At 67.3% G+C, this 17,472-nt stretch carries 14 protein-coding genes; 7 read left to right on the top strand and 7 right to left on the bottom strand.

Annotation, left to right across the window (positions count from 1 at the left end; translation table 11 throughout):
- The first annotated feature begins 63 nt into the window (after positions 1-63).
- The 3 genes from DFLDMN_RS12580 to DFLDMN_RS12570 are packed head-to-tail and all read left to right on the top strand — an operon-like array spanning position 64 to position 1,732.
- Positions 64-573: a MotA/TolQ/ExbB proton channel family protein gene (locus DFLDMN_RS12580; protein ID WP_423195285.1), complete on the top strand. Its 510-nt coding sequence runs from the start codon at positions 64-66 to the stop codon at positions 571-573.
- A complete protein-coding gene (locus DFLDMN_RS12575) occupies positions 570-899 on the top strand; it encodes a DUF2149 domain-containing protein (protein ID WP_423195284.1) in 330 nt (109 codons plus the stop codon). Before DFLDMN_RS12580 ends, DFLDMN_RS12575 begins: the two co-directional genes overlap by 4 nt.
- The gene (locus tag DFLDMN_RS12570) at positions 896-1,732 is read left to right on the top strand and encodes a ChaN family lipoprotein (protein WP_423195283.1); all 837 of its coding nucleotides are present in this window, start codon (positions 896-898) and stop codon (positions 1,730-1,732) included. The genes DFLDMN_RS12575 and DFLDMN_RS12570 overlap by 4 nt, the downstream gene beginning before the upstream one ends.
- 29 nt (positions 1,733-1,761) lie before the next feature.
- Here the strand turns inward: DFLDMN_RS12570 and DFLDMN_RS12565 are convergent, their stop codons facing one another.
- Together DFLDMN_RS12565 and DFLDMN_RS12560 are read right to left on the bottom strand one after the other, a co-directional pair.
- Entirely contained in the window at positions 1,762-3,225 is a 1,464-nt protein-coding gene (locus DFLDMN_RS12565) for a sensor histidine kinase (protein WP_423195282.1), read from the bottom strand.
- A 1-nt stretch (position 3,226) separates the two neighbouring features.
- A complete protein-coding gene (locus DFLDMN_RS12560; RefSeq protein ID WP_423195281.1) occupies positions 3,227-3,901 on the bottom strand; it encodes a response regulator in 675 nt (224 codons plus the stop codon).
- Positions 3,902-4,128: 227 nt separating this feature from the next.
- Between DFLDMN_RS12560 and DFLDMN_RS12555 the strand changes: the two genes are divergently transcribed.
- Entirely contained in the window at positions 4,129-5,226 is a 1,098-nt protein-coding gene (locus DFLDMN_RS12555; protein WP_423198398.1) for a substrate-binding domain-containing protein, read from the top strand.
- Positions 5,227-5,286: 60 nt separating this feature from the next.
- On the opposite strand, the gene DFLDMN_RS12550 is transcribed toward DFLDMN_RS12555, so the two are convergent.
- The gene (locus DFLDMN_RS12550; RefSeq protein ID WP_423195280.1) at positions 5,287-6,009 is read right to left on the bottom strand and encodes a TetR family transcriptional regulator; all 723 of its coding nucleotides are present in this window, start codon (positions 6,007-6,009) and stop codon (positions 5,287-5,289) included.
- Between the two features lie 429 nt (positions 6,010-6,438).
- Between DFLDMN_RS12550 and DFLDMN_RS12545 the strand changes: the two genes are divergently transcribed.
- Genes DFLDMN_RS12545 through DFLDMN_RS12535 form a run of 3 tightly spaced genes read left to right on the top strand, consistent with a single transcriptional unit; the run spans position 6,439 to position 12,330 of the window.
- Positions 6,439-7,653, top strand: a complete 1,215-nt coding sequence (locus DFLDMN_RS12545; protein WP_423195279.1) for an efflux RND transporter periplasmic adaptor subunit — start codon at positions 6,439-6,441, stop codon at positions 7,651-7,653.
- Between the two features lie 52 nt (positions 7,654-7,705).
- Positions 7,706-10,858: an efflux RND transporter permease subunit gene (locus tag DFLDMN_RS12540; protein ID WP_423195278.1), complete on the top strand. Its 3,153-nt coding sequence runs from the start codon at positions 7,706-7,708 to the stop codon at positions 10,856-10,858.
- A gap of 2 nt (positions 10,859-10,860) precedes the next feature.
- Entirely contained in the window at positions 10,861-12,330 is a 1,470-nt protein-coding gene (locus DFLDMN_RS12535) for an efflux transporter outer membrane subunit (RefSeq protein WP_423195277.1), read from the top strand.
- A gap of 97 nt (positions 12,331-12,427) precedes the next feature.
- On the opposite strand, the gene DFLDMN_RS12530 is transcribed toward DFLDMN_RS12535, so the two are convergent.
- The 4 genes from DFLDMN_RS12530 to DFLDMN_RS12515 all read right to left on the bottom strand — a co-directional run bounded on the left by DFLDMN_RS12530 (position 12,428) and on the right by DFLDMN_RS12515 (position 17,272).
- On the bottom strand, positions 12,428-13,288 hold the full coding sequence (locus DFLDMN_RS12530; protein ID WP_423198397.1) for an OmpW/AlkL family protein: 861 nt from the start codon (positions 13,286-13,288) through the stop codon (positions 12,428-12,430).
- Positions 13,289-13,304: 16 nt separating this feature from the next.
- A complete protein-coding gene (locus tag DFLDMN_RS12525; RefSeq protein WP_423198396.1) occupies positions 13,305-14,501 on the bottom strand; it encodes a DUF2957 domain-containing protein in 1,197 nt (398 codons plus the stop codon).
- 239 nt (positions 14,502-14,740) lie between these two features.
- On the bottom strand, positions 14,741-16,075 hold the full coding sequence (locus DFLDMN_RS12520) for a DUF2957 domain-containing protein (protein WP_423198395.1): 1,335 nt from the start codon (positions 16,073-16,075) through the stop codon (positions 14,741-14,743).
- 276 nt (positions 16,076-16,351) lie between these two features.
- A complete protein-coding gene (locus tag DFLDMN_RS12515) occupies positions 16,352-17,272 on the bottom strand; it encodes a DUF1571 domain-containing protein (RefSeq protein ID WP_423195276.1) in 921 nt (306 codons plus the stop codon).
- Positions 17,273-17,472 lie beyond the last annotated feature (200 nt).

The raw sequence follows: 17,472 nt of genomic DNA, 5'->3' as shown, positions 1-17,472 counted from the left end.
TTCAGGGGACCGCGGTCCAGTGCTATCGTTGCGGCTTGCCCGTCGCTTGCCATCGGAAGTCTCATGACGCCCACCCTGCTCGAAACCCTCATGTACGAGGTCGGCCAGCTGTTCCTGTACCCGACCCTGGCGTTGATCGGATTCCTGTTCGTCTATGCCTTCTGGGCGCTTGGCGACTTTGCCATGCAGGCGTGGCTGCGGGCGCGGCATCCGATTGGCAGCGGTCGCGGTTATGCGCTGGTGGCGTGGGCCCGGCGGCACGAGGAAGCCGATGCCGATGCGCTCGACGTCGCCGCGCATCGATTGCTGGAGCGTCCGCGCATTGCCACGCGCGTGGCGCCGATGCTCGGTCTGGTAGCCACCATGATTCCGATGGGCCCCGCGCTCAGGAGCCTGTCCGGCGGCGATCTGGCCAATGTCGGCGAGAACCTGACCATTGCGTTCTCCGCGGTGATTCTTGCGCTGATCTCCGCCAGCATCACGTTCTGGGTGGTCAATGTGCGGCGGCGCTGGCTGGCCGAGGAACTGGTCTGGCTGGGCCGCGCACGGCCGCAACGGAGCGCCGGCGCATGAAGTTCCTGGACGAAAGCGAGGCCGACGATCCGATCCTGTCGGTGGTCAACCTGATCGACGTGTTCCTGGTGATCATCGCCGCGCTGCTGGTGGCGATTGCCCGCAATCCGATGAATCCGTTCACGCACGACGATGTCACCGTCATCACGCGCCCCGGCCAGCCCGATATGGAAATCGTCACGCGCCAGGGGCAGAAGATCGTGCGCTACCAGGGCAGCGCACAGCAAGGTAGCGGCGAAGGCGTCAAGGCCGGCGTGGCCTACCGCATGAAGGATGGATCGATCGTGTATGTTCCCGAGACCGGAGCGGAGGCTGCGCACCCATGACGTCACGGCTATTCCTGTCATCCCTGCTGTTGTGTGCGCTGGCGCTCGGCGGCTGCGCGAGCGCGCCGCCTTCGCCGGAGGCGGTGAGCCAGACCTTTGCCGGCCGCTCGTATGTGCTGCTCGGCGAAGTGCACGACAACGCCGAAGGCCAGCAGCAGCGGCTGGCGGCGCTGACCCGCGCGGTCGAGGCAGGCTGGCGTCCCGCTATCGCGATGGAGCAGTTCGACCGCGAACGGCAGCCCGATATCGAGCGCGCGCGGCAGGAGCGTCCGCACGATCCGGACTATCTGATTGCGCAGGCGGCGGGCGAGCGCAGTGGCTGGCAATGGTCGTTGTATCGGCCGGTGGTGGCGCTGGCATTGCGCTATGACCTGCCGCTGCTCGCCGCCAACCTGTCGCGCGGCGATGCCAGCCGCATTGTGCGGGGCGGTTTCGGCAGCGTGTTCAGCCCTGGCCAGACCCGGGCGCTCGGGCTCGACGTGGCGATGCCGGCGGACCTCGTGGCGTCGCAGACCGCCGAGCTCGATGCGGGCCATTGCGGTCATTTTCCCAAGATGATGCTGCCCGGCATGCTCAAGGCGCAGGCCGCGCGCGATGCGATGATGGCCGCCACGCTGAAGCCCTACGCCGACCGTGGCGCCGTCCTGATCGCCGGCAATGGCCATGTGCGGCGCGATCTTGGCGTGCCGCGCTGGTTGGGGGGCGATGCCCGCAAGATCGTCAGCGTCGGCTATCTCGAGGACGACGGTCGCGTGGCCAGGGGCTTCGATGCGGTGGTGCTGGTGCCCGTGATCGCGCGCAAGGATCCGTGTACCGAGGCGGTGATGCGCTGATCGGCCACGCCGGCGCGTCCTGCGTCCGATCAGTCGTCGGTCGCCAGCTTCAACATCAGCACGGCGCGCACGCCCTTGCCTTGCGTGGCATCCTCGAGCACCACCTGCCCGCCAGACCGCGTGGCCATTTCGCGCGAGATCGCCAGGCCGAGGCCTGAGCCCGGCTCGGCGGTGCCTACGCGGCGATAGAAGCGCGCAAACACCTTCTCGCGCTCGTCCGGCGGAATGCCGGGGCCATCGTCTTCCACCACCAGCAGCGCCGCGTCGCCGGCACGCGATGCCGACAGCGTGATGCGGCTGCCGCGCGGGGAATACTGGATGGCGTTGTGCACGAGGTTGGCCAGGGCCTCGCGCAGCAGTGCCGCATCGGCCCGTACCGGCAGCGACAGGCTGGCGGGGCGTTCCCAGCCAAAGTCCTGCTGCTTACCCCGGGCGAGCGGCAGATAGTCGAGCGCGACCTGCTCTGCCACCGCCACGGCATCGATGACGTCGGCCACATCGGCTGGTGTCGCCCCTTCGCGCCGTACCCGCGCCAGCGCAAGCAACTGATTGGTCAGGCGCGCCGCCTGCCCGAGCTGGGTCTCGATGGCCCCTACGGCCTCGCGTGCGGCGGCGGGATCGCCATGCGAGCGGAGCTGACGCTGGGCGAACTCGGCCTGGGTCTTGAGAATCGCCAGCGGTGTGCGCAACTGGTGCGCGGCGTCGGCAATGAACTGCGCCTGCGCCTGCGCCATGGCTTCGGAGCGTGCCACGTGGGTATTGACCGCATCGACCAGGGGCCGCACTTCCAGCGGGACATGATCGAACGCGAGCGGCGTCAGGTCTTCGGGCGAGCGCGCACGCACGTCGTCGCGGACCCGGGCCAGCGGCCGCAGCACGTAGGTAATGCCGCCGACCAGAATCAGCGCCGACAGCACGATCAGCACCACATCGCGCGCCAGCGCGCTGCGCCACACCCGTTCGATCAATGCCGTGCGCGGCTCCGCGGTCTCCGCCACCTGGATGATGACGCGCAGGTGCGCATCGGGGCGGTACACGGGCCGCGCCATGGCGGCGATGCGCACCGGGTCGCCGTGGTAAGTGGCATCGTAGAAGCGGGTCTCGTTATTCACCAGCGCGCCGCCCGGCAGCGGCAGGTCGTCGTAGCCGGTGATGGTCTCCACCGAGCCGGCCCGCTCGATCGAGACGCGATAGAACACGTGGGTCTGCGCGGCGGTCTCGAACATTTCCATGGCGGCATCGGGCAGCGTGAGCTGCACGCTCTCGCCGGCCATGCCGATGGCGTTGTCGATGGTGCGGACCGAGCCGTACAGCGAGCGGTCGTAGGCGGTGTTGGCGGCATCGCGCAGCGTGCCGTAGGTGAACCACGAGTCGATCGCGGTGATCGCGATCAGCGCCGGGATCAGCAGCAGCAACAGCTGCCGGCGCAGGCTGCCGCGCAGCCATAGCCGCAGGGGCAGGCGCGCGGGCGCGCGCAGATGGCGGCGCCACATGTCAGGCCTCGGCCTCGGGCTCCAGCAGGTAGCCAAAGCCGCGCAGCGTCACGATGGTCACACCGTGCCCGGCAAGTTTCTTGCGCAGCCGGTAGACCAGCACCTCGATGGCGTCGGGGCTGACGTCCGCGTCGAGCGAGAACACCTTGTCGAGCAACTGCGCCTTGGTCAGCGGCTGCCCGCTTCTGGCGAGCAGCGCTCCGAGCAGCGTCGATTCGCGCGGCGTCAGCGCCAGAGGCGCGCCCGCAAGCGTGAAGCTGCGGGTCTCGCCGTCGAACACCAGCGCACCGCATTGCAGGCGCGGGTGGGCCCGCCCGCGGCTGCGGCGGATCAGCGCGAGAATGCGCGCCTCGAGCTCGGCGATGGCAAAGGGCTTGGGCAGGTAGTCGTCGGCACCGAGGTTGAGGCCGCGCACGCGCTCGTCGAGCGTGTCCTGCGCGGTCAGGATCAGCACCGGCGTGCGGTCGTCGCGGCCGCGCATGGCCTTCAACACGGACAGGCCATCCTTGCCGGGCAGGCGCAGGTCGAGCACCACGGCGTCGTATTCCTCGGCCTGCAGCCGCGCTTCCGCCTGCAGGCCGTCGGCCACATGCTCGATGACGAAGCCGCCCTGCTCCAGCGCGCGGGCTACCCAGCGGGCCAGTTCGACCTCGTCTTCCACCAGCAGAATGCGCATCCGGACCTCCTCCGCCCGATCGGAATACGGATGCGGCGTGCATCCCAAGGGCGCCTATAATAACGCCGCCCCGCCGTGGATGTTGGTCCGGCGGCCGGCCTCGCGATCCGCCTTCTCCTCCCTTCCCACGCTTGCGTCCGATGCGCGCTTCCCCGAGCTCCCCGCCCCTGCCGCCCGCGCCCGGTTCGCGCCTGCGCCGCACGCTGCTCAAGGCGGGCGCCGCGAGCATGGCGGCCGGCGCCTGGCCGGCGCTCGCGCAGGGTACGCTGCCACGCATCCCGGCGGGCTACCCCCCCGAGTATGAAGGCGTGATCGCGCGCGCGCTGCACGAGGGTGCGGTGTCGGTCTACGCGTCCACCGACAGCGAGATCGTACGCCCGCTGATCGACGGCTTCGAGGCGCGCTTTCCCGGCATCCGCGTCCGCTACTACGACCTCAACACGATCGAGCTGCATGAGCGCTTCCTGCGCGAAAGCGCCGCGTGGGGCGACCAGCGTCCGCCGCGCGACGCGGACGTTGCAGACGTGCTGTGGAGCACGGCGATGGACCTCCAGATCAAACTCGTCAACGACGGCCATGCGCAGCGCTATGCCTCGCCCGAGCGGGCCGGGCTGCCGAACTGGGCGGCGTGGCGCGACGAAGCCTGGGGCACCACCTTCGAGCCTGCCGTGATCGTCTACAACCGGCGCCACTTCACCGAGGCGCGCATGCCGGGCAGCCGCAGCGGCCTGGCGCAGCTGCTGCAGGAAAACGCGCCGCTGTGGCGCGGGCGCGTGGTGACCTACGATATCGAGCGATCCGGGGTCGGCTACCTGTTTGCGCAGCAGGATGCGCGCATGGGCAGCGAATTCTGGTACCTCGCGCAGTCGCTGGGCCGCACGCAGGTGCAACTGTCGGTGTCGACAGTGGACATGATCGAGCGCATCGCGCGCGGCGACTTCGTGCTCGGCTACAACCTGCTGGGTTCGTATGCGCTGTCGCTGATGGAGCGCGGCGCGGAAATCGGCGTGATCGCGCCGCGCGACTACACGCTGGTGATGTCGCGCGTGGCGTTTATCGCGCGGCAGTCGCCACGGCCCAACGCGGCGCGGCTATGGCTGGACTTTCTGCTGTCGCGCGAAGGGCAGGCGCTGCTCGGGCAGTCGACCTCGCAGCTCTATACGATCCGCACCGATACCGACAGCCGTCATACCGCGGTCGCGCTCGCCGAGCGTCTGGGTTATGCGCTCAAGCCGATCAGCGTCGGCCCGGGCCTGCTGGCCGCGCAGGACGGCATGCGCAAGCGCGCGTTCCTGGCGCGTTGGCGCGAGGCATTGCGCGGGTAGGTGCGGGTAGGTGCGGCCCGGTCAGGTGCGCAGCGAACGCGCGCACCCGGCCGCATCGGATCATTCGACCAGCCCGTGCTGGCGCTGCTGCGCCTCGAAGGTGGCCATCTCGGCATCGATTTCCGCTTCGGCCAGCGGCCGCGCCACGTAGGCATGGCGCAGCGCAGGCGAATGGCGCAGCGTATCGATAAAGACGTCGGCCATGCGCTCGGCATGGGCATTGAGGTCGAAGTCCTGCGGACAGAACAGCCAGTGCGCGAGCACGCCGCCAATCGCGGCATGGAACGCGTTGACGGCAAAGTCGAGGTCGATATCGGCCGGTAGCTGGCCGCGCTCGGTCGCCAGGCGCAAGTGCTCGCGGATCTTGGCGAGCCCTTCCTGGTGCGATTGCCGCTGGCGCTCGAAGATGGCGCCGTTGTCCTGCACCATTTCGCACTTATGGAACAGGATCTCGAAGATCCGCCGCCATTGCGGATTGACCACGGTCTGGCGGAACACGAACGCGCAGATGTCGCGAATGCCGCCCAGCGGATCCTCGTGCCGCGCAATCCGCGCGGGATCGCAGAGCGCCTCCACCGGCAGGTTGACGCGATCGACCATCGCGGCAAACACGTCGCTCTTGTTCTTGAAGTGCCAATAAATCGCGCCACGGGTGACGCCCGCCGCCTCGGCAATGTCCGCCAGCGAGGGCCGCGCCACGCCACGCGTGTGAAACACGGTCTCTGCCGCGTCGAGTATCCGGTTGCGCGTCTCCAGCGCTTCTTCCTTGGTGCGTCTGACCATGTCCTTTCCTGCTCGCGGCCCCGCCGCGAATGACGGCCCGCATCGTACCCCGGCCGCAATATTCGTGCTCATCGAATGGCACGGAGTTGGTGCCCCCCATGCAGTGTCAAGTGGCGGCCGCACGACAAAGCTGTCATTGCCACTTAACATACATGCTTGAATGTATATATACTACGCGCTTGTTCGCTGACCGGCCACCCATGCCAGCGGCCACTTCCGCAACGTTCCGGCCATATCCAGGTGTCCCACACACCGGCATGACCGGTCAGCCATCCGCTTCAAGCCGTCGTTCGCAGGTGCAAGGGTTGTTTTTTCCTGGCACGCCTGCACGACGCGGCAAACGCCAGCAGTCCTTGCCCACCGGAAACACATGGGGGGCAACACACCAAAAACCAGGAATGGGGTGATTCGATGAGGAAGTTCCGACTTATGCGTCTGAATACGCGTCTCAATACGCGTCTGTGTGCCCACTACGTTGCCATCGCGAGCGCGGCGGTCATGCTGGCCGCGTGCGGCGACAAGGCCCCCGCAGGGGCCGGCGCCATGCCGCCGCCCGAAGTCGGCGTCGTCACCGTGACGCCCAGGCCCGTCGCCGTGGTCAATGAGCTGCCGGGCCGTCTCGAAGGCGTGCGCACCGCCGAGGTGCGCGCGCGCGTGGAAGGCATCGTGCTGTCGCGCCACTACACCGAGGGTGGCGAGGTCAAGGCCGGCCAGGTGCTGTTCCGTATCGATCCCGCCCCGTACCAGGCCCAGCTGGCGTCCGCCAAGGCGCAGCTGGAGCGAGCCGAAGCCAACGCGGTATCGGCGCGCCAGAAGGCCGAGCGCTACAAGCCACTGGTGGCCGTCAACGCGGTCAGCAAGCAGGAGTACGACGAGGCCGTGGCCGCGGCTGGCCAGGCCAATGCCGATATCGCGGCCGCCAAGGCCGCCGTCACCACGGCGCAGATCAACCTCGGTTACACCACGGTCACCGCGCCGATCGCGGGCCGCGTCGGCCGCGCGCTGGTCACCGAGGGCGCGCTGGTCGGCAAGGGCGAAGCCACCAAGCTGACGCTGGTCGAGCAGGTCGATCCGATCTGGGTCACGTTCACCCAGCCCGCTTCGGAAGTGGCGCGCCTGCGCCGCCAGATCGAATCCGGCGAGATCAAGGGGGTCAACGGCGGCGCGCGCGTGCATCTGTTCGTCGAAGGCGGCGACCGCGAGTACGCGCAGACCGGCAAGCTGCTGTTCTCCGACATGACGGTCGACCCGACCACCGGCGCCATCACGCTGCGCGCGGAATTCCCCAATCCCAGGCGCGAGCTGCTGTCCGGCACCTTCGTGCGCGTCAAGATCGAGCAAGGCGTGGACGAGAACGGGCTGACCGTGCCGCAACGCGCGCTGATCCGCACCGCGCAGGGCGCCAGCGTGATGGTGGTGGGCAAGGACGGCAAGGTGGCCGCCGTGCCCGTGACCGCGCCGCAGGCGGTGGGCGACAGCTGGGTCGTGACGGAAGGTCTGAAGGGCGGCGAGCAGGTCATCGTCGAGGGCCTGCAGAAGGTCCGCGTGGGCGCGCCGGCCAAGGCCGTGCCGTTCCAGCCGCAGCCCCAGGGAGCCCCCGCCGCGCCCAAGACCGCGGACGCCTCGGCGCCCAAGCAGGGCTGACACCCACCCATCCAGCCGCATACCTCCAGCTGCATACAAGGGAGCCAGTCTCATGGCAAAGTTTTTTATCGACCGGCCGGTGTTCGCGTGGGTGCTCGCGCTGATCATCGGACTGGGCGGCCTGCTGTCGATCATGCAGTTGCCGATCGCGCAGTACCCCAACATCGCGCCGCCCATCATCACGGTGACCGCGACCTACCCCGGCGCGTCCGCCAAGACGCTCGAAGACTCGGTCACCACGGTGATCGAGCAGGAGCTCAATGGCGCGCCCAACCTGCTCTATTACGAGTCGACCAGTGAGGCCACCGGCCTCTCGACCATCAACATCGCGTTCGCGCCCGGCTCCAATGCCGACCTGAACTCGGTGGAAGTGCAGAACCGCCTCAAGCGCGTGGAAGCGCGCCTGCCGGCGGAGGTGCGCCAGCAGGGCGTGCGCGTCGACAAGGCCGGGAACAACTACATGATGTTCATCACGGTCCAGTCGAAGTCGGGCAACACCGATGCCATCGCACTTGGCAACTTCGTCTCGGCGCAGGTGGTGGACTCGATCCGCCGCGTGCCCGGCGTGGGTGCGGCCGACCTGTTCGGCACCGAGTATGCGATGCGGATCTGGCTTGATCCGGCCAAGCTCACGGGCTTCAACCTGACGCCGCTCGATGTGACGGCGGCCGTGTCCGAGCAGAACATCCAGGTCGCGGTGGGCGAACTCGGCGGCACGCCGTCGCCCAGGGGCACCGAGCTCAATGCCACCGTCAACACCGAAAGCCGGCTGACCACGCCCGAGCAGTTCGCCAATATCCTGCTGCGCGTGAATCCCGATGGCTCGTCGGTGCGCATCAAGGACGTCGGCCGCGTGGAACTCGGCGGCGCCGATTACTCGACGCTGGCGCGCACCAACGGCAAGCCGGCCTCGGCCATCGCCATCAAGCTCGCGCCGAGCGCCAACGCGCTCGCCACCGCCAATGCGGTGCGCGCCAAGATGGAGGAACTGTCGCGCTACTTCCCCGCGGACTACGAATACAGCGTGCCGTACGACACCTCGGCGTTCGTCAAGATCTCCATCGAGGAGGTCATCAAGACGCTGCTGGAGGCGGTGCTGCTGGTGTTCCTGGTGATGTACCTGTTCCTGCAGAACTTCCGCGCCACCATCATCCCCACGCTGGTGGTGCCGATCGCGCTGATGGGCACGTTCGGCGCCATGCTCGCGTTCGGCTTCTCGATCAACGTGCTGACCATGTTCGGCATGGTGCTGGCGATCGGTATTCTGGTCGACGATGCGATCGTGGTGGTGGAGAACGTCGAGCGCATCATGAGCGAGGAAGGTCTCTCGCCACGCGAGGCCACGCGCAAGGCGATGGGCCAGATCACCGGTGCGATCGTCGGCATCTCGCTGGTGCTGACCGCGGTGTTCATTCCGATGGCATTCTTCTCGGGTTCGGTCGGCAATATCTATCGCCAGTTCTCGCTGTCGCTGATCGCCTCGATGGCGTTCTCGACGCTGCTCGCGCTGACGCTCACGCCGGCGCTGTGCGCCTCGCTGCTGAAGCCGGTGCAGGCGGGCCATCATCACGAGAAGAAGGGTTTCTTCGGCTGGTTCAACCGCACCTTCGCGCGCGCATCCACCGGCTACCAGGGTGTGGTGGCGCGCGTGCTGCGACGCACGGGCCGCTATCTGATCATCTACCTGCTGATCGTGGTGGGCGTGGTGCTGCTGTTCAAGCGGCTGCCGTCGTCGTTCCTGCCCGACGAGGACCAGGGCTACATGATCACTGTGGTGCAGCTGCCGCAGGGCGCGACGCAGGACCGTACCATCGGCGTGCTCAAGCAGATCGAGGACTACTACCTGCAGAAGGAGTCGAAGGTCGTCGACCAGATGATCACGGTGGCGGGCTTCTCGTTCTTTGGCCGCGGCCAGAACGGCGGTATCGCATTTGTGCGTCTCAAGGACTGGAAGGATCGCACCGGTGCCGACGAAACCGCGCAGGCGCTGACCGGCCGGGCCTTCGGCGCGCTCTCGTTCATCAAGGACGCGATCATCTTCCCGCTCAACCCGCCGGCGATCGCCGAGCTCGGCAACTCGTCGGGCTTCGACTTCCGCCTGCAGGACCGTACCGGCCAGGGTCACGACAAGCTGATGGAAGCGCGTAACCAGATGCTCGGCATGGCGGCGCAGTCCAAGGTGCTGCAAGGCGTGCGTCCGGAAGGCCAGGAAGACGCGCCCCAACTGCGCATCGATATCGACCGCGAGAAGGCGCGCGCGCTGGGCGTCTCGGTGGCCGATATCAACGCCACCCTGTCGATTGCCTTCGGTTCGTCGTATGTGAACGACTTCATCTACGAAGGCCGGGTGCGCCGCGTGATCGTGCAGGCCGAGGGCGCGGACCGCCGTCTGCCCGACGACCTGACCAAGCTGCGCGTGCGCAATGCCAACGGCGACATGGTGGCGTTCGCGGCGTTCTCCACGTCGCGGTGGATCATGGGCTCGCCGCGTCTGGAGCGCTACAACGGCATGCCGGCGGTCAAGCTCGCGGGCCAGGCCGCGCCCGGCCAGAGTACCGGCGAGGCGATGCGCGTGATGGAGGAGAACTTCGCCAAACTGCCGCCGGGCTTCGGTTTCGAATGGTCGGGCCAGTCGTACGAAGAGCGCCTGGCCGGGGCGCAGGAGCCGATGCTGTACACGCTGTCGCTGATTATCGTGTTCCTGTGTCTGGCTGCGCTCTACGAGAGCTGGTCGATTCCGGTGGCGGTGCTGCTGGTGGTGCCGCTCGGCGTGCTGGGCGCCCTGCTCGGCGTGACGCTGCGCGGCCTGCCCAATGACGTGTACTTCAAGGTTGGCCTGATCGCGACCATCGGTCTTTCGGCAAAGAACGCGATTCTGATCGTCGAGTTCGCCAAGGACCTGCAGGCGCAGGGACGCAGCCTGATCGACGCCACGCTCGAAGCCGTGCACCTGCGCTTCCGTCCGATCCTGATGACGTCGATGGCGTTCATCCTCGGCGTGCTGCCGCTGGCCATCGCCACCGGCGCGGGCTCGGGCAGCCAGCGCGCGATCGGTACCGGCGTGATGGGCGGTATGATCGCGGCGACGTTGCTGGCGATCTTCCTGGTGCCGGTGTTCTTCGTGGTCGTGCGCAGCCGCTTCAAGGGCAGCGAACGCCAGCACCAGCGCGAACAGATGCGGTTGGACCCGAAAGAGGAAAACTGACAATGACCAAGACTCTGACCACACTGCTGCTGGTGGCCGGCGTTCTCTCGGGCTGCACGCTGGCCCCGCACTATGACCGCCCGGCGGCGCCCGTCGCCGGCACCTACCCCGCCGCGCCCGAGGGCTACGCGACGGCCGAGGTGAAGAGCGGCGAGACGCGGCGTGCCGCCGAGATCGGCTGGCGTGAGTTCTTCACCGATCCGCGCCTGCAGATGCTGATCGCCACCGCGCTGGAGAACAACCGCGACCTGCGCACCGCCGCGCTGCGTATCGAGGAAGCGCGCGCGCAGTACCAGATCCAGCGTGCCGACCTGCTGCCGACCGTCAATGCCAACGCGAGCTACCAGCGCGGTACCTTCTCAAGCCTGAGTATCGCGCCGGGCGCCGGCGCGGGGCAGACCTTCACCGGCAATGTGTACCAGGTAGGCCTCGGCATTTCCTCGTACGAGCTCGACTTCTTCGGCCGCGTGCGCAGCCTGTCGAATGCCGCCCTGGCACAGTACTTCTCCACCGAGGAAGCGCGCCGCGCGGCGCATATCTCGCTGGTGTCGGAAGTCGCCAAGGCGTATCTGGCCGAGCGCGCGTTTGCCGAGCAGTACGACATCGCCAAGGAAACGCTGACCACGCGCCAGAGCACTTACGACCTCGCCAGGCGCCGCTTCGACGCCGGCGCCACCTCGGCGCTCGACCTGCGCGACAACGAGTCGCTGGTGGCGCAGGCACGCGTGGCCGCGGCACAACTGGCTCGCCAGCGCGCGCAGGCGCAGAACTCGCTCGAAGTGCTGGTCGGCAAGCCGCTTGGCGAGATTCCGAACCTGCCGGCGCCGATGAAGCTGTCGGACGAACGCATCATCAGCGATATCCCCGAGGGCCTGCCCTCTGACCTGCTGGAGCAACGGCCCGACATCCGTCAGGCCGAGCAGCAGCTGTTGTCCGCCAACGCCAATATCGGCGCGGCACGCGCGGCGTTCTTTCCGCGCATCACGCTGACGGCCAACGCCGGCACCATCAGCCCGACCTTCTCGGGCCTGTTCGATGCCGGCACCAAGACGTGGTCGTTTGCGCCGCAGCTGGTGCTGCCGATCTTCGATACGGGTAGAAACATCGCGAATCTCGACCTCGCAAAAGTTCGCAAGAATATTCAAATCGCGAATTACGAGAAGACCATCCAGGTGGCCTTCGGCGAAGTTGCCGACGCGCTGGTCGCGCGCGGCACGCTCGAGGAACAGGTCGCCGGCCAGGAACAGCAACGCAACGCGGAAGCCGCCCGCTTCGAGCTGTCGCGCCTGCGCTTCCGCACTGGCGTGGCGAGCTACCTCGACGAACTCGACGCGCAACGCCAGCTGTTCAACGCGGAACAGGCCCTGGTACAGGCCCGCCAGCTACGCCTGGTCAACGCGATCGACCTCTATCGTGCCCTCGGCGGCGGGCTGACCGAAGCCGGCCCCACGGCAGCGCCCGTCGCGCAGTAGGCGTCTGCCCGGGCCTGCTCTCGCCCGTCCTGGTCCAAGGCAATGCCCTCTCCGGGTGTGGAGAGGGCATTGGCCAGGGCGGCAGCGCGCCGCCCGCTCAGAACTTGTATGTCGCCGCCAGAAAGAAAATGATTGGGTTGGGGTCGAGCCTGGTTTTCGAGGTCGACAGGGTGGTGCCGTCCGATGCCTTGACCGTCAGCGTCGAGGTGGTCTTCAGCGGGATATAGGTCACCGCTGCGGTGATGCCCCAATGCTCGTCGAAGTTGTAGGTGCCGCCGACATTGAAGACCGGGGCCCACGATGACGATGCATCCGCATGTACGCTGGTCGGGCCCGGAATGCCTGCGCCGGCGGCAAGTACCGCGCCCAGGTTGTTGTTCACGGAGGTGGCGAACGCCGGGTTGATGCGGATGTCGGTGAAGAAGTTGTACGAGACGCCGACGCCGAGGAACGGGCGGAAGTGCGCGCCGGGTTCCATGAAGTGATACTGCACGATCGCGGCCGGGCTCCACTGGCGGGCGCGCGTGATGATCGGATTCAGCGCGGGATCGCTCAGGCTCTGGTGGCCAAGCGCGCCGGCCGGACCGGGCGGGATCAGTTCGCCGTGACCATAGAGCTCGAACTCGGGCGGGATGCCGCCCACGCCCGTAATCGCGATATGGTCGGTGACAAAGTGGCTGAAGGTCAGGCCCAGCGTGCTGGCGTTCGACGACGACAGGCCGCTGCCCGGCGCGGTGAAGGTGCTGGGCAGGCCGAGCGGATAGTTGATCGGTACGTCCACCACATTGGTGGTCAGCGGCGGGCTGGTGCCGTGCGTCTGGATATAGAACCAGCCGGCGGACACCACGTTGTCGCCAGCCTTCTGCGCGTGCGCGGGCAGCGCGGTCAGCGTGGCGGCCATCGCCATCAGGGCGCAGGTGCCGGGCAGGCGGGCCAGCATGCGTTGCATGAGCGTCATCATTGCCTCCCGGGCCTTATTCGACGAATGCGCCGATGGTGAAATACGGCGCGCCATTGCGCGACTCGAGGAAGCCGAACACGCCGCCGGTGAACATGAACTTGCCGGTCGGGCTGGTGGCCGTGGCGTCCTTGCGGGTGGTGGTGATCACGCCCGGCACCGTCTGCGCATAGTCGAGATTCAACGCGATCGCCAGCGACGCATCGGAGGCGCGGAACGGGTCGAGCATGGCGGCCTGCGCGGCCACGAGCGCGGTGGTGCGGTATTCGAATTTGCTGTCCACGCCGATGTACTCGCCATTGAGCGTGCCCTGCGTGGCCGACACCGCTGGCGCCATCATGCCGATGCCGATTTCATCGTCGGCGCCGATCGGCCTGAAGTTCGTGAACGAGTCGTTGGCATAGCCCACGCGGATCATGACCGGCACCAGCGCGCCGCGCAGCTTGCCGACGATCAGGTAGGCCCGTCCCATGGTGCCGCCCAGCGTGGGCGGCAACTCGCCTTCATAGTTGTTCGACAGCAGCGCCCCGCTCGGCTGCGGCACGAACTTGCTGCCCTTCTGCCGGCACTGCGCGCCCGCCACGTTGTCGCACACGGTGAACGATCCATCCGCCGCGAGCGACATGCGATAGTCCTGGCCGACCATCTGGAAGTTCTTCGACGGTACCTCGTGGAAGCCCGAGCCGTTATAGCTGCCGGCAATCCTGGTCAGGTCGCTCTCGATCTGCGAGAAGCCGATGAACTGGAAATACGGGAACGTGGTATCCGGCACCGCGCCGGCACCGGCCACGCCATTGAACTGGATGCGTGCCCCGGGAATGGTGCCGCCCATCACGCCTTCGCCCAGAAACAGGCGCGCGGGCCGGGCCGGATCGAGACTGGCGCCGTCGAGGCGGAACGCGCACTGGTTGAGCTTGTCGGTCGGTAGCAGCGTCTCCTGGCTGAGCGTGCCGGACATCACGTTGGCGCCGCCGGTTGCATCGGCGCGCGTCGGTTGCACGGTACCGGTGGTGCGCGGTACCGACGAGTCGAGGAAGGTCACTGCCCACGTCATTCGTTTGGTATCGATCCGCACCTGCACGAGTTCACCCGAGCCGGTGCCGCCGAGGTACGGCGTCGAGTAGTCGACGGCGGCCGGGCACAGCCGGACCACGTTGGCCGACGGCGCCGCCGCGCCGCCGCCATCGCCACCTCCGCCACCGCAAGCCGTCATCGCGACGGCGGTGCCTGTGGCGAGCAGCGCGCGCGGCAGCCAGCGCCAGCCGGGCTTGATGCAAACGGGGGCGAGCGATGGGATGTCGCTACCAGCGTAGCGAGGGCGTTGGGGGTGCATGGTGTCGTCTCCTTCTGCTGCGCCCGGGGTGACCCCGTGGCGCCTCTTCGTGGGCAGTTTCTTCTTGATAAGCACAGCTACAGCGACAGCTACGGGAACAGCTACGCGCTGGCAACGGCTCAGCGGCTTGCCACCACGCTCACGCGGAACGTGGGATTGGCGGGGGCGCCGTACAGATGCGCGAAGGCGGGTCCGGTGGTGATCAGCTGGCCGGTCTGGCCGCTGTTGTCGACCGTGGTGACAAAGCCGGGCGTGTTCTGCGTGAGGTCCATCTGGAAGCCGCCGAGCGGGCGCAACGAGGCATCCTGCGGATCCACCAGCGCGACGATGTTGTCGTGGATGATGGACGACACATACTTGAGATCGCTGCCGGAACCGATATAGCTGCCGTTTAGCGCCACATTGGTGGTGCGGACGTTGGGTGCCAGCAGCGCCAGGCCCGATTCGTCATCGATCACGATGTTGAAGGTGGCGAGGTCGGCGATGGCGTAGCCCACGCGAATCAGCAGCGGCACCAGCTTGCCTTCGAGCTTGCCGACCACGAGCACGCCCTTGGCCGGGCTGCTCTGATCGCTCGGATTCATGCCTGACTGCTTGTAGAAGTAGGGATAGCGATGGGTACGGTTGTCGTTATTGCTTTCGAACGCGCCATCGTTCAGCGCGCGCAGCTTCCAGGGCTGACCGGTCGACACGCATGCGGCACCGCCGGTGCCGGTGCAGGTGCCATCCGCGTTCAGCGTTTCAGTCGCGGTCCTGGGTGCCGGCGCAAAATTCTGGTCGGGCACGAGCGAGCCGCCCGATGGCACGATGTGATAGCCGACCAGGTTGTAGCTGCCAGCCACCTTGCCGAAGTCGGTCTCCGTCTGCGCAAATGCGAGCACGGGGTACACCGGATAGGTCTTGGCCGGAATCGCTCCAAGGCCCAGGATGCCGTCGAACGATATCGTCGCACCCGGAATGCCGCCACCCGCGACGCCATTGCCGACAAACACGATGGGCGGATTGGCGGGATCGATGATCGCCTGCGAGGCGCCATCCGAGGCGGTGACGGTCTTCAACTGGAAGGCGCAGTTGTTCTGCGCCGGCGTCGGCAAGGGCCGGTCAGGGTGGGTGAACGTGCCTTCCAGCGTCACGCCTGCACGCGTCGGCTGGATGGATCCCGGCGCCTTGGGAATCGGCGACTCGATCAACTGGATGCGATAGGTGCCGGCGCTGGTATCGAACTGCATCTTCACGAATTCGCCGGCACCGGAGCCGCCCGTGTAGACCGTGCCGTAGTCGAGCGATGCCGGACACAGCGCCGCGACCGGATCGTTCGTGGTGGGGCCCGATGGCGGGCAGTTGCCGCTCTGTGCGCATTGCTGCGAAGCCGCGGAGGGTGAGCTGCCGGGTTCGCCGTCCGCACCGCCACCGCAGCCGGTCAGGCCGGCCGACAAGGCGGCGGCAGACAGCATGGCGACGAGGTTGAGCGTTACCCCATTGGCAAAAAGGAAGGCGCGTCGTGGTGTCGACTTGGGCATGGCTTGTCTCCATTTCTTATGCCGGCGGCCCGGTAGCTCCGTGCCTTTCTCGGTGGTCCGACTCTCGCCGTTGGCCCGTTTGAGCGTCAATAGAGCGGTCGTTCCAAACATGCCCGACCCGTTGACGGCCCTGCCGATGCGCCCCCGGGCGCGGCTGTTCAAACCGCGCGCGCGCGGTCGATTGCGCGAATTCAAACGCTCGCTGTGCCCTCAGAACTTGTATTCGTCGTTGCCCGGGTCGAAAGTCGAGGCGTCGAACGACTTCTTCACGGCCTTCTCGAACACGATTCTCTCGACCATGAAGCCATCGGCATCCCATGCGGTTTCCACCCGCGGCCACGGATGCTTGAGATCGAGCATCAGTTGCACCTTCTTCGCGTAATACTTCGGCGCACCCTCGGGCAGGTCCCATGTCAGCGCCACCATGCGCATGCCCTGCTCGCGCACGATCTCGGCGCGATTGAATTTTTCGCCGAGGCCGGCGGCACGCAGCGTGCGCGCATCGCGCTCCAGCATCGACACCACGTACTGGAAGCCGAGATCGCGCACGGAATGGTTCGACTGCGCGCGCGCCAGCGCACCGTCGAGCGCGATCCACATCGACGTAAAGCCGAGCACGCCGCCCAGATGGCCATACATCTGGTCCTTGCGCCGGGTCTCGTCATAGAGGATCTCCTGCCCCGCCTGCACCCCATTCGGCAGCCAGCGCGCGTACACCTGTCGCGGCAGATGACGGTAGCGGATCATCATGCGCGCCGGTACGTCCTGCCACTGGCCGTCGAGCCGCTCCTGGCGCGTCATCCAGTATTCGTATTCGGGATAGCGGTTGATCTCGGTGCGCGCCCACAGCAGAAAGGCATCGGGCTTGAAGGCGTCGAAGGTGGCGAGCAGCTCGGCGTCCGACAACGCCGCCAGTTCGCCACTGGCGGTCTGCTTCGAGAACAGCGCCGCCTGTTGCGCGGCCGGCAGCGCGTCGTAGGGCGTTGCCGCACGCGCGGCCGTGGGCGCAGCCGTTGCCCCCGATGCGGCCTGCGCGCGCGCCTCCGGCGCGACGCCAGGCGGCGCTGCCAGCAACCCGAGCATGCCGCCGATGGCGGCAACCAGGAGCAACGGTATCTGGGCGGCTTTCATGGCAGTCTCCTCCTGCGCGCAAGACGCGCGCGCGCACGCCTCGCAGGGACGTGGCGATAGGGTTGGCGATAAGTTGGCGATACCAATGGAGCCGCGCATCGTGCGAGCGACGACGGCGCGGTCAGGACAGCGCGGCGGCGGGGACAGCGGCCAGACAGGCGACGCGGCCGGCGCCGCCTGTCAGCGCCGCGTGGCGAGCG

The organism is Cupriavidus sp. H19C3 (genome assembly GCF_049393815.1).
GTDB lineage: Bacteria > Pseudomonadota > Gammaproteobacteria > Burkholderiales > Burkholderiaceae > Cupriavidus.
Note: the sequence above shows the minus strand (reverse complement) of the source record. Positions and strands in the feature narration are given on the sequence as shown.

What these genes read in the sequence shown, in the direction of transcription:
- DFLDMN_RS12580 (WP_423195285.1), top strand. Translation starts at nt 64, where the DNA reads ATGACGCCCACCCTGCTCGAAACCCTCATGTACGAGGTCGGCCAGCTG.
- DFLDMN_RS12575 (WP_423195284.1), top strand. Translation starts at nt 570, where the DNA reads ATGAAGTTCCTGGACGAAAGCGAGGCCGACGATCCGATCCTGTCGGTG.
- DFLDMN_RS12570 (WP_423195283.1), top strand. Translation starts at nt 896, where the DNA reads ATGACGTCACGGCTATTCCTGTCATCCCTGCTGTTGTGTGCGCTGGCG.
- DFLDMN_RS12565 (WP_423195282.1), bottom strand. Translation starts at nt 3,225, where the DNA reads ATGTGGCGCCGCCATCTGCGCGCGCCCGCGCGCCTGCCCCTGCGGCTA.
- DFLDMN_RS12560 (WP_423195281.1), bottom strand. Translation starts at nt 3,901, where the DNA reads ATGCGCATTCTGCTGGTGGAAGACGAGGTCGAACTGGCCCGCTGGGTA.
- DFLDMN_RS12555 (WP_423198398.1), top strand. Translation starts at nt 4,129, where the DNA reads ATGGCGGCCGGCGCCTGGCCGGCGCTCGCGCAGGGTACGCTGCCACGC.
- DFLDMN_RS12550 (WP_423195280.1), bottom strand. Translation starts at nt 6,009, where the DNA reads ATGGTCAGACGCACCAAGGAAGAAGCGCTGGAGACGCGCAACCGGATA.
- DFLDMN_RS12545 (WP_423195279.1), top strand. Translation starts at nt 6,439, where the DNA reads ATGCGTCTGAATACGCGTCTCAATACGCGTCTGTGTGCCCACTACGTT.
- DFLDMN_RS12540 (WP_423195278.1), top strand. Translation starts at nt 7,706, where the DNA reads ATGGCAAAGTTTTTTATCGACCGGCCGGTGTTCGCGTGGGTGCTCGCG.
- DFLDMN_RS12535 (WP_423195277.1), top strand. Translation starts at nt 10,861, where the DNA reads ATGACCAAGACTCTGACCACACTGCTGCTGGTGGCCGGCGTTCTCTCG.
- DFLDMN_RS12530 (WP_423198397.1), bottom strand. Translation starts at nt 13,288, where the DNA reads ATGACGCTCATGCAACGCATGCTGGCCCGCCTGCCCGGCACCTGCGCC.
- DFLDMN_RS12525 (WP_423198396.1), bottom strand. Translation starts at nt 14,501, where the DNA reads ATGACGGCTTGCGGTGGCGGAGGTGGCGATGGCGGCGGCGCGGCGGCG.
- DFLDMN_RS12520 (WP_423198395.1), bottom strand. Translation starts at nt 16,075, where the DNA reads ATGCTGTCTGCCGCCGCCTTGTCGGCCGGCCTGACCGGCTGCGGTGGC.
- DFLDMN_RS12515 (WP_423195276.1), bottom strand. Translation starts at nt 17,272, where the DNA reads ATGAAAGCCGCCCAGATACCGTTGCTCCTGGTTGCCGCCATCGGCGGC.